Source organism: Staphylococcus ureilyticus (genome assembly GCF_025558845.1).
In the GTDB taxonomy this organism is placed as follows: Bacteria; Bacillota; Bacilli; order Staphylococcales; family Staphylococcaceae; genus Staphylococcus; species Staphylococcus ureilyticus.
This window is the reverse complement of the sequence record NZ_CP094825.1, coordinates 512,547-536,966: the sequence shown is the minus strand read 5'-3', so window position 1 is coordinate 536,966 and position 24,420 is coordinate 512,547. Positions and strand designations below refer to the sequence as shown.

At 33.5% G+C, this 24,420-nt stretch carries 20 protein-coding genes; 5 read left to right on the top strand and 15 right to left on the bottom strand.

Features of this window, described 5'->3' with window-relative positions; translation table 11 throughout:
• Nucleotides 1-271: 271 nt before the first annotated feature.
• The 11 genes from uvrA to fakB1 all read right to left on the bottom strand — a co-directional run bounded on the left by uvrA (nt 272) and on the right by fakB1 (nt 15,847).
• Nucleotides 272-3,109, bottom strand: a complete 2,838-nt coding sequence (gene uvrA, locus MUA21_RS02485; protein WP_107525908.1) for an excinuclease ABC subunit UvrA — start codon at nt 3,107-3,109, stop codon at nt 272-274.
• Nucleotides 3,110-3,114: 5 nt separating this feature from the next.
• Entirely contained in the window at nt 3,115-5,100 is a 1,986-nt protein-coding gene (gene uvrB / locus MUA21_RS02480) for an excinuclease ABC subunit UvrB (protein ID WP_174894801.1), read from the bottom strand.
• 308 nt (nt 5,101-5,408) lie between these two features.
• Nucleotides 5,409-5,639, bottom strand: coding sequence for a CsbA family protein (locus tag MUA21_RS02475; protein ID WP_019469490.1), 231 nt, complete (start codon nt 5,637-5,639; stop codon nt 5,409-5,411).
• A 5-nt stretch (nt 5,640-5,644) separates the two neighbouring features.
• Nucleotides 5,645-6,286, bottom strand: a complete 642-nt coding sequence (locus tag MUA21_RS02470) for a YfbR-like 5'-deoxynucleotidase (RefSeq protein WP_019469491.1) — start codon at nt 6,284-6,286, stop codon at nt 5,645-5,647.
• Between the two features lie 353 nt (nt 6,287-6,639).
• The gene (locus MUA21_RS02465; protein ID WP_262561743.1) at nt 6,640-7,560 is read right to left on the bottom strand and encodes a CHAP domain-containing protein; all 921 of its coding nucleotides are present in this window, start codon (nt 7,558-7,560) and stop codon (nt 6,640-6,642) included.
• 412 nt (nt 7,561-7,972) lie between these two features.
• Nucleotides 7,973-9,098, bottom strand: a protein-coding gene (gene prfB, locus MUA21_RS02460; RefSeq protein ID WP_107360125.1) for a peptide chain release factor 2 whose coding sequence is annotated in 2 segments (ribosomal slippage) — nt 7,973-9,025 and nt 9,027-9,098 — 1,125 coding nt in all. Because the reading frame shifts where the segments join, the coding sequence is not laid out codon by codon here.
• 245 nt (nt 9,099-9,343) lie between these two features.
• A complete protein-coding gene (gene secA / locus MUA21_RS02455; RefSeq protein WP_046207429.1) occupies nt 9,344-11,875 on the bottom strand; it encodes a preprotein translocase subunit SecA in 2,532 nt (843 codons plus the stop codon).
• A 279-nt stretch (nt 11,876-12,154) separates the two neighbouring features.
• Nucleotides 12,155-12,721 (bottom strand): ribosome hibernation-promoting factor, HPF/YfiA family, encoded by a 567-nt coding sequence (gene hpf, locus MUA21_RS02450; RefSeq protein ID WP_262561742.1) that lies wholly within the window; start codon nt 12,719-12,721, stop codon nt 12,155-12,157.
• A gap of 66 nt (nt 12,722-12,787) precedes the next feature.
• Nucleotides 12,788-13,243, bottom strand: a complete 456-nt coding sequence (locus MUA21_RS02445) for a ComF family protein (RefSeq protein ID WP_262561741.1) — start codon at nt 13,241-13,243, stop codon at nt 12,788-12,790.
• A gap of 215 nt (nt 13,244-13,458) precedes the next feature.
• Nucleotides 13,459-14,727 (bottom strand): DEAD/DEAH box helicase family protein, encoded by a 1,269-nt coding sequence (locus tag MUA21_RS02440; RefSeq protein WP_262561740.1) that lies wholly within the window; start codon nt 14,725-14,727, stop codon nt 13,459-13,461.
• 256 nt (nt 14,728-14,983) lie between these two features.
• Nucleotides 14,984-15,847 (bottom strand): fatty acid kinase binding subunit FakB1, encoded by an 864-nt coding sequence (fakB1, locus tag MUA21_RS02435; protein WP_046207425.1) that lies wholly within the window; start codon nt 15,845-15,847, stop codon nt 14,984-14,986.
• A 138-nt stretch (nt 15,848-15,985) separates the two neighbouring features.
• Between fakB1 and MUA21_RS02430 the strand changes: the two genes are divergently transcribed.
• Nucleotides 15,986-16,627, top strand: coding sequence for a YigZ family protein (locus MUA21_RS02430; RefSeq protein ID WP_262561739.1), 642 nt, complete (start codon nt 15,986-15,988; stop codon nt 16,625-16,627).
• A 213-nt stretch (nt 16,628-16,840) separates the two neighbouring features.
• Here the strand turns inward: MUA21_RS02430 and MUA21_RS02425 are convergent, their stop codons facing one another.
• Nucleotides 16,841-17,899, bottom strand: coding sequence for a glycosyltransferase family 4 protein (locus MUA21_RS02425; RefSeq protein WP_070039105.1), 1,059 nt, complete (start codon nt 17,897-17,899; stop codon nt 16,841-16,843).
• Between the two features lie 408 nt (nt 17,900-18,307).
• Between MUA21_RS02425 and gdpS the strand changes: the two genes are divergently transcribed.
• The 4 genes from gdpS to pepT all read left to right on the top strand — a co-directional run bounded on the left by gdpS (nt 18,308) and on the right by pepT (nt 22,272).
• Complete coding sequence (gdpS, locus tag MUA21_RS02420) at nt 18,308-19,378, top strand: GGDEF domain-containing protein GdpS (protein WP_046207422.1); 1,071 nt, start codon at nt 18,308-18,310, stop codon at nt 19,376-19,378.
• A gap of 367 nt (nt 19,379-19,745) precedes the next feature.
• Nucleotides 19,746-20,507 carry a threonine/serine exporter family protein gene (locus tag MUA21_RS02415; RefSeq protein ID WP_262561738.1) on the top strand — a complete coding sequence of 254 codons (762 nt, stop codon included), beginning with the start codon at nt 19,746-19,748 and terminating at the stop codon, nt 20,505-20,507.
• Nucleotides 20,508-20,521: 14 nt separating this feature from the next.
• Nucleotides 20,522-21,022, top strand: a complete 501-nt coding sequence (locus tag MUA21_RS02410) for a threonine/serine exporter family protein (protein WP_046207420.1) — start codon at nt 20,522-20,524, stop codon at nt 21,020-21,022.
• An 11-nt stretch (nt 21,023-21,033) separates the two neighbouring features.
• Nucleotides 21,034-22,272, top strand: a complete 1,239-nt coding sequence (gene pepT / locus MUA21_RS02405) for a peptidase T (protein WP_262561737.1) — start codon at nt 21,034-21,036, stop codon at nt 22,270-22,272.
• A gap of 143 nt (nt 22,273-22,415) precedes the next feature.
• Here pepT and MUA21_RS02400 read toward each other — a convergent pair whose 3' ends face one another.
• The 3 genes from MUA21_RS02400 to ytxJ form a co-directional block, all read right to left on the bottom strand.
• Nucleotides 22,416-22,574 carry a hypothetical protein gene (locus tag MUA21_RS02400; protein WP_176745311.1) on the bottom strand — a complete coding sequence of 53 codons (159 nt, stop codon included), beginning with the start codon at nt 22,572-22,574 and terminating at the stop codon, nt 22,416-22,418.
• A 154-nt stretch (nt 22,575-22,728) separates the two neighbouring features.
• Nucleotides 22,729-23,853 carry a glycerate kinase gene (locus tag MUA21_RS02395; protein ID WP_107525901.1) on the bottom strand — a complete coding sequence of 375 codons (1,125 nt, stop codon included), beginning with the start codon at nt 23,851-23,853 and terminating at the stop codon, nt 22,729-22,731.
• Between the two features lie 234 nt (nt 23,854-24,087).
• Entirely contained in the window at nt 24,088-24,408 is a 321-nt protein-coding gene (gene ytxJ, locus MUA21_RS02390) for a bacillithiol system redox-active protein YtxJ (RefSeq protein WP_019469507.1), read from the bottom strand.
• Nucleotides 24,409-24,420 lie beyond the last annotated feature (12 nt).

Sequence of the window (24,420 nt, the reverse complement as noted above, 5' to 3'; positions counted from 1 at the left end):
TAATCTATATAAAAAAGTACAGAAGTCCAAAATAAATCCTATCGTAAACATCATACCTTATATTATTTATGAATGAAATTACTGTCACTGATTTAAACATTTAATTTATTTTAAATCATTTTAAATTATTGCGTTGACCACCCAACATGTTTAAATAAATTAAAATATTAGGTATCAAAAAATACTCCATACATTCTGACATATGATGATGTCTACTTGTATGGAGTAACTAATATTTTATATGTTATTACAAAGTTTATTCAATATAACGTTATGCTTGAACAGTATCTCTTTCTAAAACTGGTTTTAAATATTGACCAGTATAGCTACCCTTCACTTTTGCGATATCTTCTGGTGTGCCTGTTGCAACAATTGTGCCACCACCATCACCGCCTTCTGGACCTAAATCAATAATGTGATCAGCCATTTTTATAACGTCTAAATTGTGCTCGATGATAACAACTGTGTCACCATTATCAACCAATTTATTTAATACTTTTAATAATCGACTAATATCATCAACATGTAAACCAGTGGTTGGTTCATCTAGAATATAGATAGAACGACCTGTAGAGCGTTTATGCAATTCTGAAGCAAGTTTAACACGTTGTGCTTCACCACCAGATAATGTCGTAGCCGGTTGTCCTAAAGTAACATAACCTAAACCAACATCAACTAATGTTTTCAATTTACGATATATTTTAGGCACATTTTCAAAAAAGTTTGTTGCTTCTTCGGCAGTCATAGCCAAGACATCTGCAATGTTTTGACCTTTGTATGTTACTTCAAGCGTTTCACGATTGTATCTAGTACCACCACAAACTTCACAAGGCACATAAACATCTGGTAAAAAGTGCATTTCTATTTTAATGATACCGTCACCTTTACATGCTTCACAACGACCACCTTTAACATTAAAACTAAAGCGACCTTTAGAATAACCTCTCACTTTTGCTTCATTCGTTTGTGCAAAAATATCTCGAATATTATCAAAAACACCAGTATAGGTTGCTGGATTAGAACGTGGGGTTCTACCAATCGGTGATTGATCAATATCAATAATACGATCAAGTTGGTCTATACCGTTAATTTCATCATAATCTCCTGGTTTGACTTTAGATTTATTAATCTTCTTAGCTAATGACTTATACAATACTTCATTGACTAATGTACTTTTACCAGAACCAGACACACCTGTAACAACATTCATCGTTGAAAGCGGAAAGTCTACACTAACATCTTTCAAATTATTACTTCGTGCACCTTTAACACTAATCTTTCTATCCGTAACTTCACGACGTGATTCTGGCACCTCAATTTTTTTCTTACCACTCAAATATTGACCTGTTAATGAATTTGTATTTGCCATAACTTGTTTAGGCGTACCACTAGCAACAATTTCACCACCGTGTTCACCAGCACCTGGTCCTACGTCTACTAAGTAATCTGCAGCACGCATCGTATCATCATCATGTTCAACAACGATTAAAGTGTTACCTAGATCGCGCATTTCTTTTAATGTGCTAATTAACCGATCATTATCGCGTTGATGCAAGCCTATAGAAGGTTCATCTAAAACATATAATACACCAGAAAGCCTAGAACCAATCTGAGTTGCCAAACGTATGCGTTGCGCTTCACCACCTGATAAAGAGCCAGATGCACGATTTAACGTTAAATACTCTAAACCTACATTATATAAAAATTCTAATCTCGAATTAATCTCTTTTAGAATTTGATTGGCAATTTTCCTGTCTTGTTCTGACAATGTGATATGTTCATAGTTATACAATGCATCTTTAATTGAACGTTCTACCACTTCACCAATGTTTTTCCCATCCACATATACTGATAAGGCTTCACGGCTTAATCGTTTACCGTGGCAAGTTTCACAAGTGAGTTCTGTCATGTATTTGCTCATCATTTCTCTTACAAGTTCTGAAGGAGAATCATGATAACGTCTATTGATATTATTAATCACACCTTCAAACGCCATTGTACGTTTTCTCGTTTGGCCATTTCGTTGCTTGAAGGTAAATTCAATTTCTTTATCTTTGGAACCATAAAGAATAATATCCTTTTGACGTTCAGTTAATTTTTTGAATGGTTTGTCCATATTTATTTTATAGACTTCACAAACACGATTTAATAATGTTGGATAAAAGTCTGAACTTGATGATTCCCAGGCAACGATTGCACCTTCATTCAATGATTTTTCTTTATCAGGAACGACTAAGTCTAAATCGACCATCAGTTTTTGTCCTAAACCATCACAAGTTGGACAAGCACCGAATGGGCTGTTAAAACTAAACATTCGTGGTTCTAATTCTCCGATTGAGAATCCGCAAATGGGACAAGCATGATTTTCGGAAAATTTTAACTCATCGCCACCAATAATATCTACGATTAAGTTACCTTCAGCTAATTGCAACGCCGTTTCTATAGAATCTGCTAGACGGGTTTCAATACCATCCTTGATTACAAGGCGATCTATGACAACTTCTATCGTATGATTCTTATTTTTATCTAAATTCGGCACTTCATTAACATCAATAATTTCGCCATCAACACGCACACGTACATATCCCTTTTTACTAATATCATCAATTAATTTTTCGTGCGCACCTTTTCTATGAGTTACTACAGGCGCCAGTAATTGAATCTTACTACGCTCTTCAAGTTGTAATACTTGATCGACCATTTGTTGCACAGTTTGAGATTCAATTTCGATACCATGATTAGGGCAAAATGGCTTCCCAACACGCGCATATAACAGACGAATATAATCATAAATTTCAGTAACTGTAGCAACCGTAGATCTTGGGTTTTTACTCGTTGTTTTTTGGTCTATTGAAATCGCAGGAGATAAACCTTCAATTGTATCGACATCTGGTTTATCCATTTGTCCTAAAAACTGTCTTGCATAAGCACTTAATGACTCTACATATCTACGTTGACCTTCTGCATAAATCGTATCAAAAGCCAATGAAGATTTGCCTGATCCAGATAAACCTGTCATAACTATAAGTTTATTTTTAGGTATTTCAATATCAACATCTTTTAAATTATGGGCACGTGCCCCTTTAACTACAATGGATGGTTGTTTCATTTTCGTCACCCTTCTGCTTTTAATTCAAACAACATATCTCTGAGTTCAGTTGCTTTTTCAAAGTCTAAGTCTTTAGCTGCTTGCTTCATTTCTTTTTCTATATTATCAATCGTTTTCTCACGCTCTTTTTTCGTCATTTTCTTAGGTACTTCCGTACGTTTTGCTTCGTTTGTTTCATCTGTTTCAACAGTAGCACTGATCACATCATGAATTTTTTTATTAATAGTAGTTGGTGTAATATTATGTTTTTCATTATATGCTTGTTGAATCGATCTACGACGCTCTGTTTCATCAAGTGCATAGCGCATTGAATCCGTAATTTTATCACCATACATAATCACTTCACCACCACTATTACGGGCTGCACGACCTACTGTTTGGACAAGTGATCTCTGAGAGCGTAAGAAGCCTTCTTTATCTGCGTCTAAAATAACGACTAGTGATACTTCTGGTATATCAATACCCTCTCTTAATAAGTTAATACCAACAATCACATCGTAGGTACCCACACGTAAATCTCGAATAATTTCAATTCGCTCTAAAGTTTTAATTTCTGAATGTAAATAATTCACTTTAATGCCTGCTTCTTTCATATACGTGGTTAAGTCTTCACTCATCTTTTTAGTCAATGTCGTTACTAAAACACGTTCATTTCGTTCAATACGCGTTTGTATTTCGCCAAGCAGATCATCAATTTGATTTTCTGTAGGTCTCACTTCAATTTTAGGATCTAATAATCCTGTTGGACGAATGATTTGCTCCACCATTTCATCTGTATGTTCTAATTCATAAGGTCCTGGTGTAGCAGATACATATACGAGTTGTTTCGTTTTTTCTTCAAATTCTTCAAATTTTAACGGTCTATTGTCTAAAGCACTTGGTAGCCTAAATCCATGATCCACAAGTACTTGTTTACGCGCACGGTCACCATTATACATACCTCTAATTTGTGGTAATGTCACATGTGACTCATCAATCATCACAAGCCAGTCATCTCCAAAATAATCAAGCAATGTATAAGGCGTGGAACCCATGGGTCTAAGCGTCAAATGTACAGAATAATTTTCAATACCTGAACAAAATCCCATCTCTCTCATCATTTCCAAATCATAATTCGTTCTTTGTTCTAAGCGCTGAGCTTCAAGCAATTTATTCTCAGAACGTAATTCTGATAATCGCTCTTCAAGTTCATTTTCAATACGTTGGATGGCAGATTTCATTTTTTCTTCTCGTGTAACGAAGTGGGAAGCTGGGAAAATAGCAAAATGATCGCGCTCTCTCAACACTTCTCCAGTTAAGTAATTAACCTCTCGTATTCTATCTATTTCATCTCCGAAAAATTCAACGCGAATACACATTTCTTCACGAGAGGCAGGAAATATTTCTACAACATCTCCTCTAACTCGGAACGTACCGCGTCTGAAATCTATATCATTTCTTGTGTATTGCACATCTACTAATTTTTTAAGTAACTCGCTTCTGTCCATTTCCATACCTACACGAACACTAACCACTAAGTCCCGATATTCTTCTGGATTACCTAAACCATAGATACAGCTCACACTAGCTATTATAATGACGTCATCTCTTTCAAATAGTGCACTTGTCGCAGAGTGACGCAATTGATCAATTTCATCATTAATTGACGCATCTTTTTCAATAAATGTGTCAGTTGATGGTACATACGCCTCTGGTTGATAATAATCGTAGTAACTGACAAAATACTCGACTCTATTTTCAGGAAAGAATTCTTTAAATTCACTATATAATTGTCCTGCTAACGTTTTGTTATGGGCGATGATTAAAGTCGGTTTACCAACTTGTTGAATCACATTACTCATTGTAAATGTCTTACCTGTACCCGTAGCTCCAAGTAAAGTCTGATGTCTCTTACCCGCATTCACACCATCTACAATTTGTCGAATCGCTTCTGGTTGATCACCTTTAGGATCAAAATTCGATTGTAATTTAAATGGGTAGTGTTCCATAATGACACATGCCTCCTATTATATTTCTATCCGTTCGAACATAGTTTAAATATCTCATTTAATACGCGACTTACTATAGTGGCTGTAACTATATTTTACTTAAGTATACTATTAACAGTTTACATTTTAACAGATTTATTACCTTCAATACAAACATTTGTTCGCGAAAATGATATTTCACTAAATAAAAACAAACACAGTATAATACCATGTTTGTTTGCGTTCATAAATTTTTATTCAGATAAAATGAAGTTAAATAATTATATACCTTTCATCATGCTATTACAATTAAGTTGCTTAACGCTTAATACTTAATCATCTTCTTTTTTATGGAGTTCTAGTTGGTCAATAATTAAGTAACCTGCTAATAATGAAGCAACATCTATAAAAATAATCCATTCATCATGAAAAAATCCTTTTTCAATTGAAGTACCTATTAAAATCAAAGTTAAAATCGTACCTACCCATTTACTCCTAGTCAGTACGCTAAACAATACGACAAGTATGCATGGAAAAAAAGATGCAAGTATATACCAGATCATTCATGTCACCCGTTCCTATTATTTAAAATAGACATCGTTGTTTCTCGTAATTCCGATTTTGGTATAAATCGCTCTGTAAGCATTTCAGGAATAATATTTTCTATAAAATCTTGTACTGAATTCAAATGATCAAATTGCATGATTGTTTCTAATGACATTTCGTATATTTCAAAAAATAGTGGTTCAGGGTTACGTTTTTGAATTTCACCAAATGTTTCATATAACAAATCAATTTTATCAGCAACTGATAAGATTTGACCTTCTAGCGAATCGTCTTTTCCTTCTTGCAGTCGCTCTCGATATATGGATTGATATTGTTCTGGTATTTCTTCGTTTATAAAATGATCTACCATTTCTTCTTCTACTTGTGAGAATAATTTTTTTAATTCTCCACTCGCATATTTGACTGGCGTTTTTATATCTCCTGTAAAAATTTCGGCGAAATCATGGTTTAAGGCTTTTTCGTATAAGCTTTTCCAATCTACTTTATTACCGTGATATTCTTCTACTGTGCCTAAATACTGAGCAATTTTAGTCACTTTAAAAGAATGTGCAGCAACATTATGCTCAAAATATTTAAATTTCCCAGGCAATCGTATTAATTTTTCTAAGTCTGATAAACGTTTAAAATATTGATGTACTCCCATGATAGCGCCTCCTCATTTATTTAATGATTGATTATACTTGATTTTATAATATCATTCCATATGTAAAATGTCTTTTTAATGCCGTTAAATATCATCAAATCGATCTAATTTTAAAATATAACTTACTTTTTTGTCTTTCAAGTTTTACTCATTTTACAAAATTCAAAAAAAATAAGACTGTAATAAATTTTAGTGAAAAGTATATTAAGTGTGAAAAATACTGACTCTGAGGCGTTTAGACTGTATGCAGGACCTTTAAGATAATAAGCCCGAGACATGTTTATGTCCCGGGCTATACATTAAGAATATTGTTACAATTTCAGATGAAACTGCTAGATATAAGTTTTTATTTTTTAATGAATATAATTATATTGTCCTGAATTGTAAATCGTTCTATAGGATTTTTGTCCCAAGCCTTGCATGTTCATCTCTGAAACTAAAATGGAGCCATCACTGTTTTGACGTTCTACAATCCCTACATGACCATAATTTCCAGCGCTACTCTGTAAAATAGCACCTACTTCAGGTGTAGCATTAACCACATAACCATTTTGACGCGCAGCCGATGCCCAGTTATTAGCATTGCCCCATAAATTGCCTATAGATTTACCAAGTTGTTGACGTCTATCAAAAGCATAGTATGTACACTGCCCCCAAGCATAATAATTCTGCCCACCGGCTACATAGTGTTTTGATTGATAGCTATTATTGTGAAGGTTGTGACCATTTGAAGTGGTATTGCGCGCATCAACACTGTTATTTGACCAAGATTGCTGCTTTACTGGTGTATAATCGTTCGCTAATCTTGTGAAAGCATTACTGTTTTCAGTTGTTACCCCTGTTGTGAATGGATCATTATTCGAGTCACTTTGTACGTATGCACTCTGTAGTTGGTTGTCTAAATGTGACGATCCTTTTTCAGAAACTGCAATGAGTTGCCCAGGATAAATTGTTTCAGTAATGAATGGATTTAATTGATAAAGTTCATTTAAACTGAGGTGATGTTTATTCGCAATACTTTGAAGTGTATCGCCTTCTTTAACTTCTACAATATCTTCGTCAGGTAATACAAGCGTTTGCCCAACCTTAACCGACTGCACAAATTCCATATGATTCAATGATTGTATCGTATGAGTCGTTGTTGCGAATGCATGCGCTATATTTGATAAATCCGTATCTTCTTTCACTGTATGTACTTGATCAGCTGACGCTAGACCATTCATTCCAAAAAACAGTGCTGCAGAAGTTACAGAAAAAGTTAAGCCTTTCTTCATGATGTATTTCAATCCTTTGCTGTCTAATTTTATTCAATATTTAATCAATCATAATATAGCATATTCTCTGAATACTTTTACCCTTGTTATCGTTTTGTAATGCAAAAGATATTTTTGAATGAATCCCCTTTTAACGCTTTAATCATAGCTTTCTTATCTTTATCACAATAGTTTTAATCACCTTTGAATATCTGTTAACTTTAACTGTAATATTTAAGTTTGTGTTTTACATATAAGTAGTAGTTTATCTAAAAATTACTGAAATAAATTAAGCAGTCGTTTCGTATGAACGTGTCAGTCTTGCCTACTTTATACTGCTATAAAAAATATGAGTAAGTTAGAAAACAATAAGTTATACATTGGTTTCTAGCTCACTCATAAAGTTATGAATAATAATTGTTCTATTTAAGTATTAATCTTTTTCTGAATGATTCAGATTCATTTGCTTGCGTAGATAAGCTTCGATAAACGGTCCTAAATCACCATCCATGACTGCATCGACTTTACCGGTTTCTTCGTTTGTTCTATGATCTTTAACCATTGCATATGGATGGAATACATAAGATCTAATTTGACTTCCCCAACCGATTTCTTTTTGTTCTCCACGGATTTCGGCCATTTCTTGTTCTTGTTCCTCAATTTTTAATTGATATAGTTTAGACTTCAATGTTTTCATTGCAGCCTCTCTGTTTTTGATCTGTGAACGTTCATTCTGGTTATTTACCACAATACCTGTTGGATGATGGGTAATTCTAATAGCAGATTCGGTTTTATTGATATGTTGACCACCTGCGCCCGAAGCTCTAAATGTATCAACAGTAATATCATCAGGATTGATTTCTACTTCTATTTCAGTGTTATTAAATTGTGGTATGACATCACATGAAGCAAAAGATGTATGTCGACGACCAGATGAATCAAACGGTGATATGCGTACGAGTCGATGTACACCTTTCTCCGCTTTTAAAAAACCATATGCATTATGACCTTTCACAATCATTGTTACACTTTTTACGCCCGCTTCATCTCCAGGTAAATAGTCTGCGATTTCAACTTTAAAGCCTTTTTGCTCACAGTAGCGTTGATACATTCTCAACAACATATTTGTCCAATCTTGTGATTCAGTACCACCTGCACCAGGATGCAATTCAATAATTGCATCATTCGCGTCATAAGGCCCATCTAACAATAATTGTAGTTCAAATTGGTTTAATTCGTTTTGAAAATGAGTGACGCTCGCTTCTAAATCGTCTTTCATCGACGTATCGTCTTCTTCTAACAATAATTCTCGTGTCGTTTCCATATCTTCTATATTTGCTTCTAAATCTCTGTACGCATTGACAACAGATTTTAAAGCATTATTTTTATCTATTACGTCTTGCGCTTTATCTTGATTATCCCAAAATGAAGGATCCGCCATCATTTCTTCGTATTCTTGTATGTTTGTCTCTTTTTCTTCTAAGTCAAAGAGACCCCCTAAGTTGTTCTAACTTTTCTTTATAAGCATCTAAATTACGCTTAATTTCAGATAATTCCATTATGCATCTCTCCTAAATTTTTCGAATGAAGTATAATTACTAAATTAATTACTAGACTATCATAAATATGATACAAAATATAAACTGTTAATTTCAACTTAAGCACCAAATCGCTGCTAGCTTATGTTATTAAAAAAACATCTTTCACAGTTAAACGCTACAATCTAACTGTAAAAGATGCCTGACATATAAAAATAATTCAAATAGTGAAATCCTGTCTCACATGTGTATCATATTAGATAAACTTAAGCGCCATGACAGTTTTTATACTTCTTACCACTACCGCAAGGACATGGGTCATTTCTACCTATATGTTCATCTTTAACATAAGGCTCTGCTTTCGCTTTTTCTTTTCCATCTTCTGCTGATACATGCTCAGCTTTACCAAAATCAGTTGTCTTATCACGTTCTACGTCATCTTCAACGGAAATCACTGATTTTAGAATATATTTACTTACGTCTTCTTCAATGTTTTGCATCATAGTATCAAATAATTGGTGACCTTCATTTTGATAGTCACGTAGTGGATTTTGTTGTCCATACGAACGTAAGTGAATACCTTGACGCAATTGATCCATTGTATCGATATGGTCTGTCCAATGTGTGTCAATAGAACGAAGTAAAATCATACGTTCAAATTCATCAAACTGACTACCAATTTTTTCTTTTTGCTCTTTTAATGCTATTTCTATTTTTGACCATACAACCTCAAAAATATCATCATTATCTTTTCCATTAATATCTTCAACTTTTAATTCGCCTTCATTCAAGAAGACGTCTTCTACATAGTTGATGAATGGTTCATAGTCTGGATCGTCATCTTCTTCATTTACATAATATTGAATACTTCTTTCTAATGTAGAGCGTAGCATTGCGTTAATTAATTCGCTACTTTCATCGCTGTCAATAATATCATTACGTTCGCTATAGATAATTTCACGTTGTTTACGCAGTACATCATCATACTCAAGGACACGTTTACGAGCGTCAAAGTTATTACCTTCAACACGTTTTTGAGCTGATTCAACAGCACGAGAAACCATTTTAGATTCAATTGGTGTTGAATCATCCATACCCAATCGATTCATCATATTTTGTAAACGTTCCGAACCAAAGCGCACCATTAACTCATCTTGTAACGATAGATAGAAACGGCTATCACCTTTGTCACCTTGACGACCTGAACGACCACGTAATTGGTCATCTATACGACGTGATTCATGGCGCTCCGTACCAATTACTGCTAAACCACCAATTTCTTCAACACCATCACCTAATTTGATATCCGTACCACGGCCAGCCATGTTGGTAGCTATTGTCACTGCACCGCGTTGGCCAGCACTTGCGATAATGTCCGCTTCACGTTCGTGATTTTTCGCATTTAAGACATCATGACGTACGCCATGTTTTTTCAATAAGTTAGAAATATATTCACTTGTTTCAACGGCAACAGTCCCTAATAAGACTGGTTGACCTTGTTTGTGCTTTTGAATGACATCTTCTACAACTGCATCAAATTTACCTTTTTGACTGATATAAATTAAATCTGGCTTATCAATACGTTGTACTGGTCTGTTCGTAGGAATTTGTGTAACTGTCATATTGTAAATATTTCTAAATTCTTCTTCTTCTGTTTTTGCAGTACCTGTCATACCAGATAATTTATTATACATTCTGAAGTAGTTTTGGAATGTAATTGAAGCCATTGTTTTGGATTCGTTTTGAATTTTCACACCTTCTTTAGCTTCAATCGCTTGGTGCAATCCTTCTGAAAAACGACGTCCAGGCATTGTACGTCCTGTAAATTGGTCAACAATCAATACTTCGCCGTTGTTCACCATATAATCTACATCTCTTTGTAACGTAACATGCGCACGTAACGCTGTATTAATATGACTGATGATATCAACATTTTTCACGTCGTAAAGGTTATCAATTTTAAACATACGCTCTGCTTTATCAATACCTTGTTCTGTTAATTGCACAGCTTTTGTCTTTTCATCATAATTATAATCATCTTCGTTTTTAAGCATTTTAGCAAAAACATTTGCTTGCGTATAAAGTGACGTTGACTTCTCTGCCTCTCCTGAAATAATAAGCGGCGTACGTGCTTCATCAATTAAGATTGAGTCTACTTCATCAATAATCGCAAAATTAAGTGGTCTCATCACGCGTTCTTCTGCATAATTCACCATGTTATCACGTAAGTAGTCAAATCCTAATTCGTTGTTGGTACTATAAGTAATATCACATGCGTAAGCTTCTCTTTTCTCTGCAGTAGTTTTACTATTTAAGTTCAAACCAACACTTAATCCAAGAAATTCATATAATTCTGCCATTTCTTCACTCTGTACACTAGATAAATATTCATTGACTGTAATAACATGTACACCACGTCCTGTTAACGCATTTAAATAAACTGGCATTGTCGCCGTTAACGTTTTACCTTCACCAGTTCTCATTTCAGAAATGTCGCCACCATGAATGGCAATACCACCCATAACTTGTACTTTATAAGGAATCATGTTGAATACACGTTTTGATCCTTCTCTTACCAATGCAAAGGCTTCTGGTAAAATATCATCTAAAATTTTATTTTGCTTTTTAATATCGTCTTCTGCTTGAACTTGCGCTTGAAAATTTTTCGTCTTTTCTTTAATTTCTTCATCAGTTAATATCGACATATCCTCTTCTAGTGCAAGGACTTTGTCGGCTAATTTACCAAGGCGTTTTATTTCTCTTTTATTGCCATCTGCAATTTTTGATAAAAAACCCATTCTGTTCGCTCCTTTAGCTATATAACTCTTAGTTTACAACAATTTATAATATCATTTATAAGCCTAAATTTACACTTATTACGTTTATCGTGCCATCTATACTATATTTACTTACATGTTTTTGAATACAAATTATAATATTGACTCATTTAAAATATACACAACATACATGTTCACTTTCAAATTATTACATAATAACACAGCAAAAAATGAGCGTCCATGATTTCACTCAATCATGGACGCTACTACTTTTATAAATATGATACTAATTTAATTAAATTATTCAGTTGTTTCAATTAGCCCATATTTGCCATCTTTTCTTTTATAAACTATGCTCGTACCATCTGTTTCACGATCTGTAAAAATGAAGAAATCATGGCCCAATAAATCCATTTGCAATACTGCTTCTTCAGAATCCATAGGTTTTAAACTGAAATTTTTTGAACGAATAATCTCAATTTCACTATCATTGTCATCATTTTGAAGATTTTCTACTTCTTGTTCTTCAGGTAATGATGCAAAAGCTTCTTGTTCGTCATTTTTTCTATTTTTACGATTTACACGCGTTTTATATTTTCTAACTTGTCTTTCCAATTTGCTATTAATTAAATCAATACCAGCGTATAAATCATCATGACGTTCTTCCGCTCTTAGCGTAACATTTTTCAATGGAATAGTTACTTCTATTTTAGTTGCTGAGTTTTGGTACGTTTTAACTTTAACGTGTGCAGTTGCATTTGGCACATTGTTAAAGTAACGTTCTAATTTACCAATTTTCTCCTCAATATAGTTGCGAATCGCATCAGTAATAGTGAGGTTCTCTCCGTGAATTTCAAATCTGATCATAGTAATCGACTCCTTTAAAACCTCTATATTGGTAATAGTGCTTATTTCTATAATACCACGAATAACCTAGCGTGCAAACGTAAACACATCGAATTTTCTGATTTTTCTATCAAGTAATAGCTGTGCCGCATTATGAACCGTTAAGCCCGTAGTATAAATGTCATCGATCAATAAAATACATTTTCCTTTTAAATCCACACTTTGTTCCATTACAAAAGGATTGGGTCGTTGCATACGTTTTTGTTTACTTAATTCTGATTGTTTAATATGTGAGTGTGTGGCAAGCAGACAATAATACTTAACTTTTTGTATGTCTAATACTAGTTGTACGGGGTTAAATGTTCTTTCTTTATCTCTAAATAAAGGGGACGGTATGGGGATAATGTAATCATATTTGTAATGAGGCAATTTAACTTTTTCTGCGATTATTTCTGCGATTGCAACATCTCTTTGAAATTTATATTGTTGAATCATTTCTTTTACAATACCGTCATATCGGTAATGACAATACAATTTATTCATTAATTTAAACTTCGAAGCTAACTCGGCACAATCCGAACATAATATTTCAGTTTCATTGCGTAACTTCAAACATGTTGCGCATCGATTCGTCGTCTTTAATTTCATTACCTCCCAGAGATGATTGCAATCATCGCACAATTTTGAAGCCTTTTTGTAAAACGTAAATGCATTTAAAGGTTCTGAATAATAGATGTGACAATATAAACATTTCGTAGTCAATCTATCCACCCTCTTTTTCGTGCAAGTTGATTCATTTTCCTTATATGATATTGAGCTTTAATCATAGATAGTGTGATCCCTTCATGCATACAAAATACACTTCCTGTAGGTGCTTCTGCTTTTCTTCCAACTCTTCCTGATATTTGAATGATGGCACTCGTTTCAAACTGATGACTGTTTATGATTACAACATCGAGTTTTGCCATAGTAAAGCCTCTTTCTAAAATGGTAGTGGTGAAAATAACGGTATGTTCCCCCTTTCTCAAACGTTTCACCTTATCAAAACGAAATACATCATTGCTGTAGACATATGTTAAAGATGGAATTTCAGCTTTATATAACTGATACAGTTGTTTCATTAAAATAATATTGTTGAAAAAGACTAGCGTATATCGTCGTTGATTGACTTGATGTTGTAAAAATCGTAATAATTTATATTGCTTTTTATTGGGATTGATTCTAAGGAATTTAAATTGAGGCACGGGTAAAGGATGTCTATGAAAACGCGCAGGTAATTGAATAATTTCTAAATTGCTAATTTGTTTCATTAAAGCTTTTGTTGGTGTGGCAGTCATTAATATATGACAGTGCTTTAACTTCGAGGCATGCTGCAATGCTTGTATTAACGTTGGTTCTGTAGGTAAAGGAAAGGCATCTACTTCATCTACAATTATCACATCAAAATGTTGTTTGAAACGATAGAGTTGATGAATTGTGGCGATAACAAAATGGCCATTATACTGTTGCTGTGATGATTGGTGCAATACATCTATTTTTTCTTCGTGAAAAGCTGCTTTAATCCTCATGCTGACTTCTAAAACAACATCAACTCGAGGAGATACAATTGCGACATTATGACCGTGGTTCCGCGCAAATTTAATTCCTTCAAATATCATCTCAGTTTTACCTGCACCTGTAACTGCATGGAGCAATAGTGAACGAAAGCCTGCAATCGCTGATACAATTTTGTCAGATGCAAATTGTTGTTGTTCTGATAATTTGAATGGTAATTGATAATGACAAGGTGTCATGACATGCTGACTTTCTATGATATAGATTTCAGTTATATTATCCATTCTACCCATATTGATACAATTTCTACAGTAGACAATCTCCTTATCTAACACTGTTGATAGATATTTGTAAAAATGCGTTTGTCGGCGTGAGTGACATTGCGCACATGTCCAATAGCCATTATCTAATACCACACCTTTCGTTGTTTGCTTTATACGTTCATCTGTTAATAAGGATTTATCATTAATCATTCTTCCATAATATTTAATTGTATGTTTCCTCCAAACCAAAAAGCGAGTCAAAAATTAAATTTCACTTTAATTTCAAAGACCCGCTATAAAATAAATGATTTATTTGTTAGTCGTACAGTAATTTAAATGCTAAACAACTCATTTGTCATATTATGGTTGGCATCGATGACTGAACGAAATGTTGGTTTCACTATACATCTCTTGCAAAAAATACTACTTTTCTTAAAAATGATAATAATACTTTTGAATCTATAATTTAGTCTATACGAATAGATCTACCAGTGAAACCTAAGCCCATACCGCCTGGACCTAAATGAGCTGCGACCACAGGGCCTAAATTTGAACGGTGTACTTTATATTGTGGATAGTTTTTTTGTAATTCATTGTACAGCCAGTCTGTATCCTCTTGAACATCTCCACCTATAACTAATAACGTAACCTCTTCATAATCTTTAACGATATCAATCACTTTATTAATAATTTCTTTAAGCGCACGTTTTTTAGTACGTATTTTTTCATCTGGCAAAATTAAACCGTCTTCAAACCTTAAGACTGGTTTCATTTTTAACATCGTACCAATCCACGCTTGGGCTCCAGTAATACGTCCACTTTTTTGCAAGTTTTTTAAATCGTCTACCATCAATCTCGCACCAGTGACTTCTCGCATTGCTTCAAGCTCTTTAATGATAGCGTGCGGTGTTTCATTTTGTTCAATTAATTCAATTGCTCGTAATACGAAACTCCCCATTGCCATAGCTGAAATTTTCGAATCAAACGTATGAACATTAATACCTTCAACCATTTCACCCGCTTGTGTAGCTGTTTGATAAGTACCACTGATACCTGAAGAAAGGAAAACGCCTATGACATCCGTATAGCCTTCATCACGTAATTGTTCGTATTTAGTTACAAATTCACCGATTGCCGGCTGACTTGTCGTAGGAATTGTTTTAGATGCTTTCATTCTTTCGTAGAATTCATTTGCTGAAATAGATGCATTTTCTTCAAAATTTTCACCGTTATCAAAAGTTACACTTAGTGGGGCAATATTTATATTATATTTATCAATTAATGTTTGAGATAGATAACTCGTTGAATCTGTTAATACAGCAATTTTCATCATAATCCTCCTCAATTATACTCACAACTATGATACATTATTTTATATTAAAAGAAAATTTATTTTTACATTAAACTTGAATTCAGAACCGTGTATAATAATAGGTATTGATCGAAACTATGACTGGAGTGTTTAAATATGGATGAATCAATCATAACAATAAAGCAAGAACATATGATAGAAAATGTAATTAGCAAATCACGCTTTATTGCCCATATCAAACCTGTTGAATCTGAAGCAGACGCTAAAGACTTTATCAACTTGGTAAAATCAGAACATCGGGAAGCGACACATAATTGTTCAGCCTATACAGTTGGAGCACAGATGAATATTCAAAAAGCAAATGATGACGGAGAGCCAAGTGGAACTGCAGGCGTACCAATGCTTGAAATATTAAAAAAACTAGAAGTTCACAATGTTTGTGTCGTAGTAACGCGTTATTTCGGTGGTATAAAATTGGGCGGCGGCGGTTTAATAAGAGCATATAGTGGTGCTGTGAGAGATGTCATTTATGAAGTAGGACGTGTTGCTTTGCGTTCAGCAATACCAACTACAATCACTATCGATTATGATCTTACAGGTAAATTTGAATATGAATTAGCGCAAACATCATTCTTCTTAAGGAACACAAGCTACACAGACAAAGTGAGTTATCAAATAGACGTGGTAGAAGCGGAGTATGACGATTTTATTGCTTTTCTAAATAAAATCACTTCTGGTAACTATGATTTAGATGAGCAAGCTATCATTAAGTTACCATTTGAGATACCAACAAACTGAACCATTTCCATTTCAGTTTATGACCTTTCAAAAATGCATAACTATCATACAATTATCAGGTAAACATAAACTTACCTCTATATATTGATGCATGTGATGAATGTATAATTTGAAAAATTAAGTATTATCGGTCGTGACTTTGTAAATCATTGTTAATCATATAAAATTAGAACCTGAGATATTCATATCTCAGGTTCTAATTAGGTAGTTTATCTATTCATCTTCTTTATGTCGCTCTTTATTTTCAATTAATTTTAAGAGCGGTCTATAATCATCATCGATTAATCCTGTAAATTCAACAATGAGTTCAATCGTAATGAGTATGAGCACAAGCATCATGAGTACACCCCATGGTTGTGATAAATACAAAATAATACTTGAAAGACTAAATAACAACGCGATTGAATATATCAGTATTACTGTTTGACGATGTGAATAACCTAATTCTAGTAATTTATGGTGTAAATGCGATTTATCCGCTTGCATAATACGTTGCCCTTTTTTCACACGTCGTATCATAGCAAATAAAGTATCTATGAACGGTACTGCTAAAATAACAATCGGGAAGAATAAAGACACAAACGTAATATTTTTGAAACCTAAAAGCGAAAGAAAACCAACAATAAAACCAACAAGCAATGCGCCGCTATCACCTAAAAATATTTTAGCCGGATGAAAATTAAAACATAAGAAACCTAATAGCGCACCGATAAGCACACTACAGATCATTATGATAAATATATTTGCCTGTAATATTGCGATGAAACCAATAGTCATCAGAGCGATAGTTGCTACACCAGATGCCAAACCATCCAATCCATCAATTAAGTTAATCGCATTGGTAATCGCTACAATCCATATCACAGTAATCGGAACACCTAAAATACCAAAATGTATTGTCGGTCCAATCGGTAATGAGATGAAATCTATGGTTACGCCGTAGTAAACGACAACCAGTGCTGCAATCACTTGTCCTAATAATTTTAAGATTGGCGTTAAATCATAGATATCATCTATTAACCCTACTAAGTAGATTAATACTGCTCCAATGACAAGTGGCTTCACCTCTGTTTCAATTGGATGCCCTAACCAAATCCCCAATAAAAAGGAAAGTAGTATCACAGTACCTCCTAAGACAGAAGTTGGTTTTTTATGTACTTTCCTAAAATTAGGTTGGTCAACAACGCCCAATTTATGGGAAACCTTTATGACAATGGGAGTAAGTATTAAACTGACAATCATTGAAAAAATGATTAATAATAACGTATACATCAGTTCACCTTCATTAATTTAAGTCTTTATAATTTTGAATTTGAGTTTAAAGTCTCTATAAATATTCTAAATATGAAATCATATTTGGTTATGGATATACACTTGTATATTTTCAAAACATAGTTCACTTGATATATGTATCGAAAATTCTATAAACGATTCAATTAAGTCTATAATACACGATGTACTTTTAGTAATACAAATAGTAATGTAATCATTAGCAGAGTTCAACGCCGAAATTCACTTTCTTTTTTATAGAATAATCAATTTATATATTTTACAATCACTCAAATAAGTATTTTAACATGAATTTTAAACGAATGTTATTAATTTCTAAATATCAATGATGACAAAATGTAACTTTTCACTTACAATGACTAAGTGTTTATTTAAAGGAGCGTAAGAAAAATGTTTGAAGCTATTATTTATAATATTGCGGTCACTGTCGCAGGAATTTATTTATTCCACCGATTACAGTACTCTGAAAATAAGAATATGGTGTTTTCAAAAGAATACGTCACGATTTTAATGACCATTGTAGCATTATTATTATCTGTTAAACCTGTCCCTATCTTTAATGAGTATGTCCTCTATTTATCTTTTGTGCCGATTTTATTTTTAGGTAGATATACAAATATGGTTTATACAGTTTTAGCAGCGTTTATCGTATCTTTAGTTAATGTATTAATTGGTGATTATACGATTATAACTGCAATGATTTTAATTGTAATAGCCATCATTGTTGGAGCAATAGGTCCATTTTTAAAACAAAATGATATTATCTCATTACAAATACTCAACTTAATTACGCTAGTCATATTTGTCATCTTATCATTGATTAGTCCGTATTATGAATTTAAAGAAGTACTATATATGATACCGTTATCATTCGTTTTAACCATCACTTCTTCGATTACATTCGTAGATATTTGGCATTTCTTCTCATTAGTAAATCGCTATGAGAATGAAGATAGATTTGATTATTTGACTGGTTTAGGCAATGTTAAAGAATTCGATAGACATTTGAATGAAACTACACGCATTGCAGAAGAAAATGATGAAAGCTTAGGTTTACTACTCATTGATATTGATGGTTTTAAAGATGTTAACGACATGTATTCACATGATTCAGGTGATGCTGTATTACGACAAATCGCACAATTATTAAAAAACTATGTGCCTGAACAATTTAGTATTTACCGTAATGGTGGTGAAGAGTTTTCTGTAGTATTATATGACTACACACTAGACCAATGTGTTAAGTTAAGTGAAAGTATCCGTAAAGGCGTTGAACAATCTACTTTCCATTTACCAAACAAAGAAATGATTAAATTATCAGTCTCTATTGGTGTCGGATACCTAACTAAAGATGATTATAAATCTCAACGTACCGTCTTTAAAGTTGCAGATGATATGTTGCATATGGCTAAAAATGAAGGTCGTAATCAAGTGATGTTTAACCCTATAGTTAAATTATAACTAAATAAATGTATTTTCAAAGCTTGGGATAATTTAAATTATATATCTCAAGCTTTTTAATTTATATCATGGAACGGTCTATTCAAATATGGCGAATTCAACATAATCCATAACAAATCACTTTTGAAAGTAACGTGATTAAATCGTTAGTGTACACATGCAAATATGCTTAAGCTATAACAACTCATATGCATGACTTCAATATTTTTTATAATTAAACATATCATTTATAAATTTAAGTTTGTTACAATATAGGTGGTTAATGATAATAACAATCTGTACTGAAATAAATACTATTGAAAGTTACCTTAGTACACGGTAAACTTTCTATTGATTGATTTACGAAAAATTTAGGAGGTGCCCAGCTATGTCTGATTCGATCACTATCATTGATGAAGATAAAGTGATTGACGTTGTGCTCATCGCAGGCAGAATATTGCTTGAAAGTGGCGCTGAAACTTATCGCGTTGAAGATACGATGAATAGAATTTCAGCAAGTTTTGGCTTAGATGATACATATAGTTTTGTAACATCTACAGCGATTATATTTTCACTCAATAACCGTACAAATACAAGACTTATCCGTATACGTGAGCGTACGACTGATCTAGAAAAAATTGCATTAACAAATAGTTTATCTAGAAAGATTTCTAGTAATCAATTAAGTATAGATGAAGCAAAATCTGAACTCATACATTTACATCATGCATCACTACAGTTTTCATCTATCACTAAATTTTTTGCTGCCGCCATAGCATGTGGCTTCTTCTTATTTATGTTTGGTGGAGTTATGAATGACTTCTTTTTTGCAATTCTTGCAGGAGCTGGTGCATTTTTAACTTTTGACTTTGTTCAACGTTATATACAAATAAAGTTCTTTTCAGAATTTATTAGTGCTGCAGTTGTGATTACGATAGCAGCTTCATTTTCAAAATTAGGCATGGCAGCAAACCAAGATATTATTACCATTGCAGGTGTCATGCCATTAGTTCCTGGTATTTTAATTACAAATGCTATTCGTGACCTTATGGCAGGAGAACTCGTCGCTGGTATGTCTCGCGGTGTCGAAGCGGCACTAACATCATTTGCTATAGGCGCTGGTGTTGCAATCGTATTATTAATATTTTAAAAAGGAGTGCTCAAATGGTCATTGGCTACTATGTCTTACAGTTTATTATTAGTTATTTAGCAACGATGCTATTTTCTGTTATTTTTAATGCACCTCGACGTCTCCTTTTAGCTTGTGGTTTCGTTGGTGCTATGGGATGGATTATTTATAAAGTAACCCTTGATTTAGAATTAGGCAAAGTTATGGCGTCATTTCTAGGGAGTTTTATATTAGCAATTATGAGTCATACCATGAGTAGACGTTATAAAAGACCAGTCATCATCTTTATTGTGCCTGGCATTATTCCGCTTGTCCCTGGAGGACTTGCGTATGAAGCAACACGTTACTTAGTGAGTAACCAATATACACATGCCGTCAATACATTTCTCGAAGTAACACTTATTTCGGGTGCAATTGCTTTTGGTATTCTGTGTGCAGAGATTATTTATTATATTTATACACGCATAAAACAACATATTGGTAAAATGAATGGTAAAATATATAAGAAATCATATAATATGAATAACAGAGCATAAGGGGTGTTTTTATGAAAAATGATATTATTGAACGACTTACGCGATATGTCAAAATTGATACACAATCTGATCCACTTTCAAATTCAACACCTTCCACTAAAAAGCAGTGGGATTTATTGGATTTATTGAATGATGAATTAACTGATTTGGGTTTAGAAACTGATGTTGATGAAAATGGCTATTTATTTGCAACATTAGAAAGTAATGTAGACGAAGTTATCCCGACTGTCGGTTTTTTAGCACATGTTGATACTTCACCTGATTTCAATGCCACAAATGTCAATCCACAAATCATTGAGCGTTATGATGGGAAACCAATTCAGCTTGGTGATACAAATCGAGTTTTAAGCCAAGATGTCTTTCCTGCAATGAAACAAGTAGAAGGACATACTTTAATGATCACAGATGGTACTTCGCTATTAGGAGCAGATGACAAAGCTGGCGTCGTTGAAATTATGGAAGGTTTAAAACATTTGACATCGCATCCAGAAATCAAACATGGTCGTATCAGAGTAGCTTTTACACCGGATGAAGAAATCGGTAAAGGGCCACATGCATTTGATGTCGAACGTTTTAATGCTGACTTTGCATATACAATGGATGGTAGTCAATTTGGTGAGTTACAATACGAAAGTTTTAACGCTGCAGAAGCGACTGTAACTTGTCATGGTGTAAATGTTCATCCAGGTTCCGCAAAAGATGCGATGGTCAACGCTGTACTTTTAGGCCAGCAATTCAATGCACTTTTACCACAAAATGAGGTGCCTGAACGTACAGAAGGTTATGAAGGTTTTTATCATTTAATGAAATTTGATGGTGATGTTGAGAAAGCAAAGCTTTACTATATTATTCGTGATCATGATAAACATGAGTTTGATTTACGTAAAAAACGTTTAGTAGAAATTAAAAATGATATCAATAGTCATTTTGAAGATGAACCCATTGAAGTTGAAATAAACGATCAGTATTACAATATGGGAGAAAAAATCAAGCCTATGCCACATGTTATAGATATTCCTAAACGTGTCTTTGACAAATTAGATATCCCAGCTAATACTGAACCAATCCGTGGTGGTACAGATGGTTCACAACTTTCATTTATGGGAATGCCAACCCCTAACATTTTTACTGGCTGTGATAATTTCCATGGTCCTTTCGAATATGCATCTATTGATGTCATGGAAAAAGCGGTTGAGGTTATAGTTGGTATCGCCCAAGAAGTAGTAGTAACTTATCAAAATAATAAGTAATATCGGTACCATTTAGAGCGCTAGCTCAGGTAATCCTTAATATTGCCGCTCAATTTATTGCGTTATTAAGGCTTATGCTTGAGCTAGCTTATGTAATCACTTTTTACTTGCCAGGGTGGAACGACGAAATCTTTTTAATATAATCAGATTTCTGTTCCATCCTCTTTTTTAAATTTATGTTTTATCATTTTGGTTATGCATACATTTCTAGTCCACGTTCCCATACCTTTTGCAATGTTATGCTTGCTTAAACCTACAATGCCATCAGGTGTCATCGTTATAATGGTGCTATTTTTCATCATCTCCAAACGCTATTAAAAAAACCGTCAATTTCTATTGTAAATCTACAGAAATTGGCGGTTTTACTTGGTACAAGTTGTTCAGGGCAATTTTGCCGATGTTTAATTAGTAATTTTATCGTTCTAGCACATCTATAGACAACGATGCATACTTGTTTTATTGATTAACATCAAATTGTGTTTTCAATAACTTAATCGCTTGAACCGTATAATGTCTAATTTGAATGCCCATTTTAAAATCTGTAAAGGATTGCGGCATTTCGATAAATGTATTAAACATTGCTGTTACACCCATCGATTCAAACAAATCAAATTTATCATCAGTAGCACAAATGGCAATCGACGGTTTATTATATTTTGTAGCTAACTCAGCTAAGCGAACGGTCGTCGTTTCTAAAATTTGATCTTGTTCGTTCACACCTTCACCAAATATTATTAAATCTGCTTGTTGAATTAATGATTCTAAATGTGTAATCTGATCCACTAGTTCATGACTTGTCATAATCTCAGCATCATATAAGCCGTTTAACACTGCAGCTATACCTCCACCAGCGCCACCTCTTTGAATAGGCCCTAGTGCAGTTTTCAATTCAGCTTTAAACATCTCACTTAAATACCAAATTAAATTATCTACCTCAGCCGCTTCTTGATGCGAAATTTGGTAATTTTCATATGTTTGCATAATTTCACTATTTTTACCATATAATTTACTATCAAAATCTGACATAAGTTGAATTCTCATATCTTTCAATTTTGGATTAACTTGAGAAATATCTATACGTCTAATATATTTTAGTACACGACTGCCTTGCGTAACATCGATTTCTTGCGCTTCGTCATCATAAAATTTAGCTCCGAGTGCTTGAAGCATACCAGCACCACCGTCAAAACTACCAATAGCACCTAACGAAATAATTAAATGTTCAGCACCATTTTCTATTGCATCAAGTATAATTTCACCTAAACCATAACTTGTTCTTTCTATAATTGGTCGTTGTCCTTTTAAAAATAGATTGCCTTCAATAATTGTCATGCCATTATCTGTAATACCATAAACTGCTTCTACTTCATTCATATCTGCATCATGGGCAACCACTCTGTATTTGGTACCTGATTGCCATAAAAAGACAGAATCCATCAATTCATGCCGACCATTAAACAACGGTACTTGTACGATATCCGCTTTCTCTATTTGGCTAGCAACCGCTTCTTCTACATACCGATTGGCTTGATAGCTAGATATAATACCATTAAATTCATCCATCGCTACTAATACTTTCATTTTGTCACCTCTAATATTCATATTACCTTACATTTTTCATAGCTTTATTTTTAAATTGACGCGAATACCACGCCTGATAAAATGATCAATATTCAATTACCCGTGGATTTATGACTAATTCAACTTTATATTATACATGCCAAAACACAATTTTTCACATTATAAGAAACGCTTGCTAAACCTTTTAATATAACTTAAAGCTTAACAAGCGTTTCATTTTTAAATATTTATTTTTTACTCTTCAGCGCCTGCCAAAGATTTCACATTAATATGATCGTGACTTGCATTCCAAATCGCTTGTCCCTTCACAAAATAAAATGCTTGTGGCGATTCATGTTTTACATTTGTTTTTTCTTCTATATAATCTGATAAAGCTCTTTCTTGTTGTACGATTAAATAATAACCATCCATATCTCTTTCATATAAAAATTTGTTAAATTGATCAATAGCATTGGCTGAAATAGGACATGTTTCACTATGTTTCAGCACAAATACATATTTATTTTCTTCTAAAACTTGCTCAAACTGGTCAATCGAACTCAGCTTTATAGCCATTCTATTCACCTC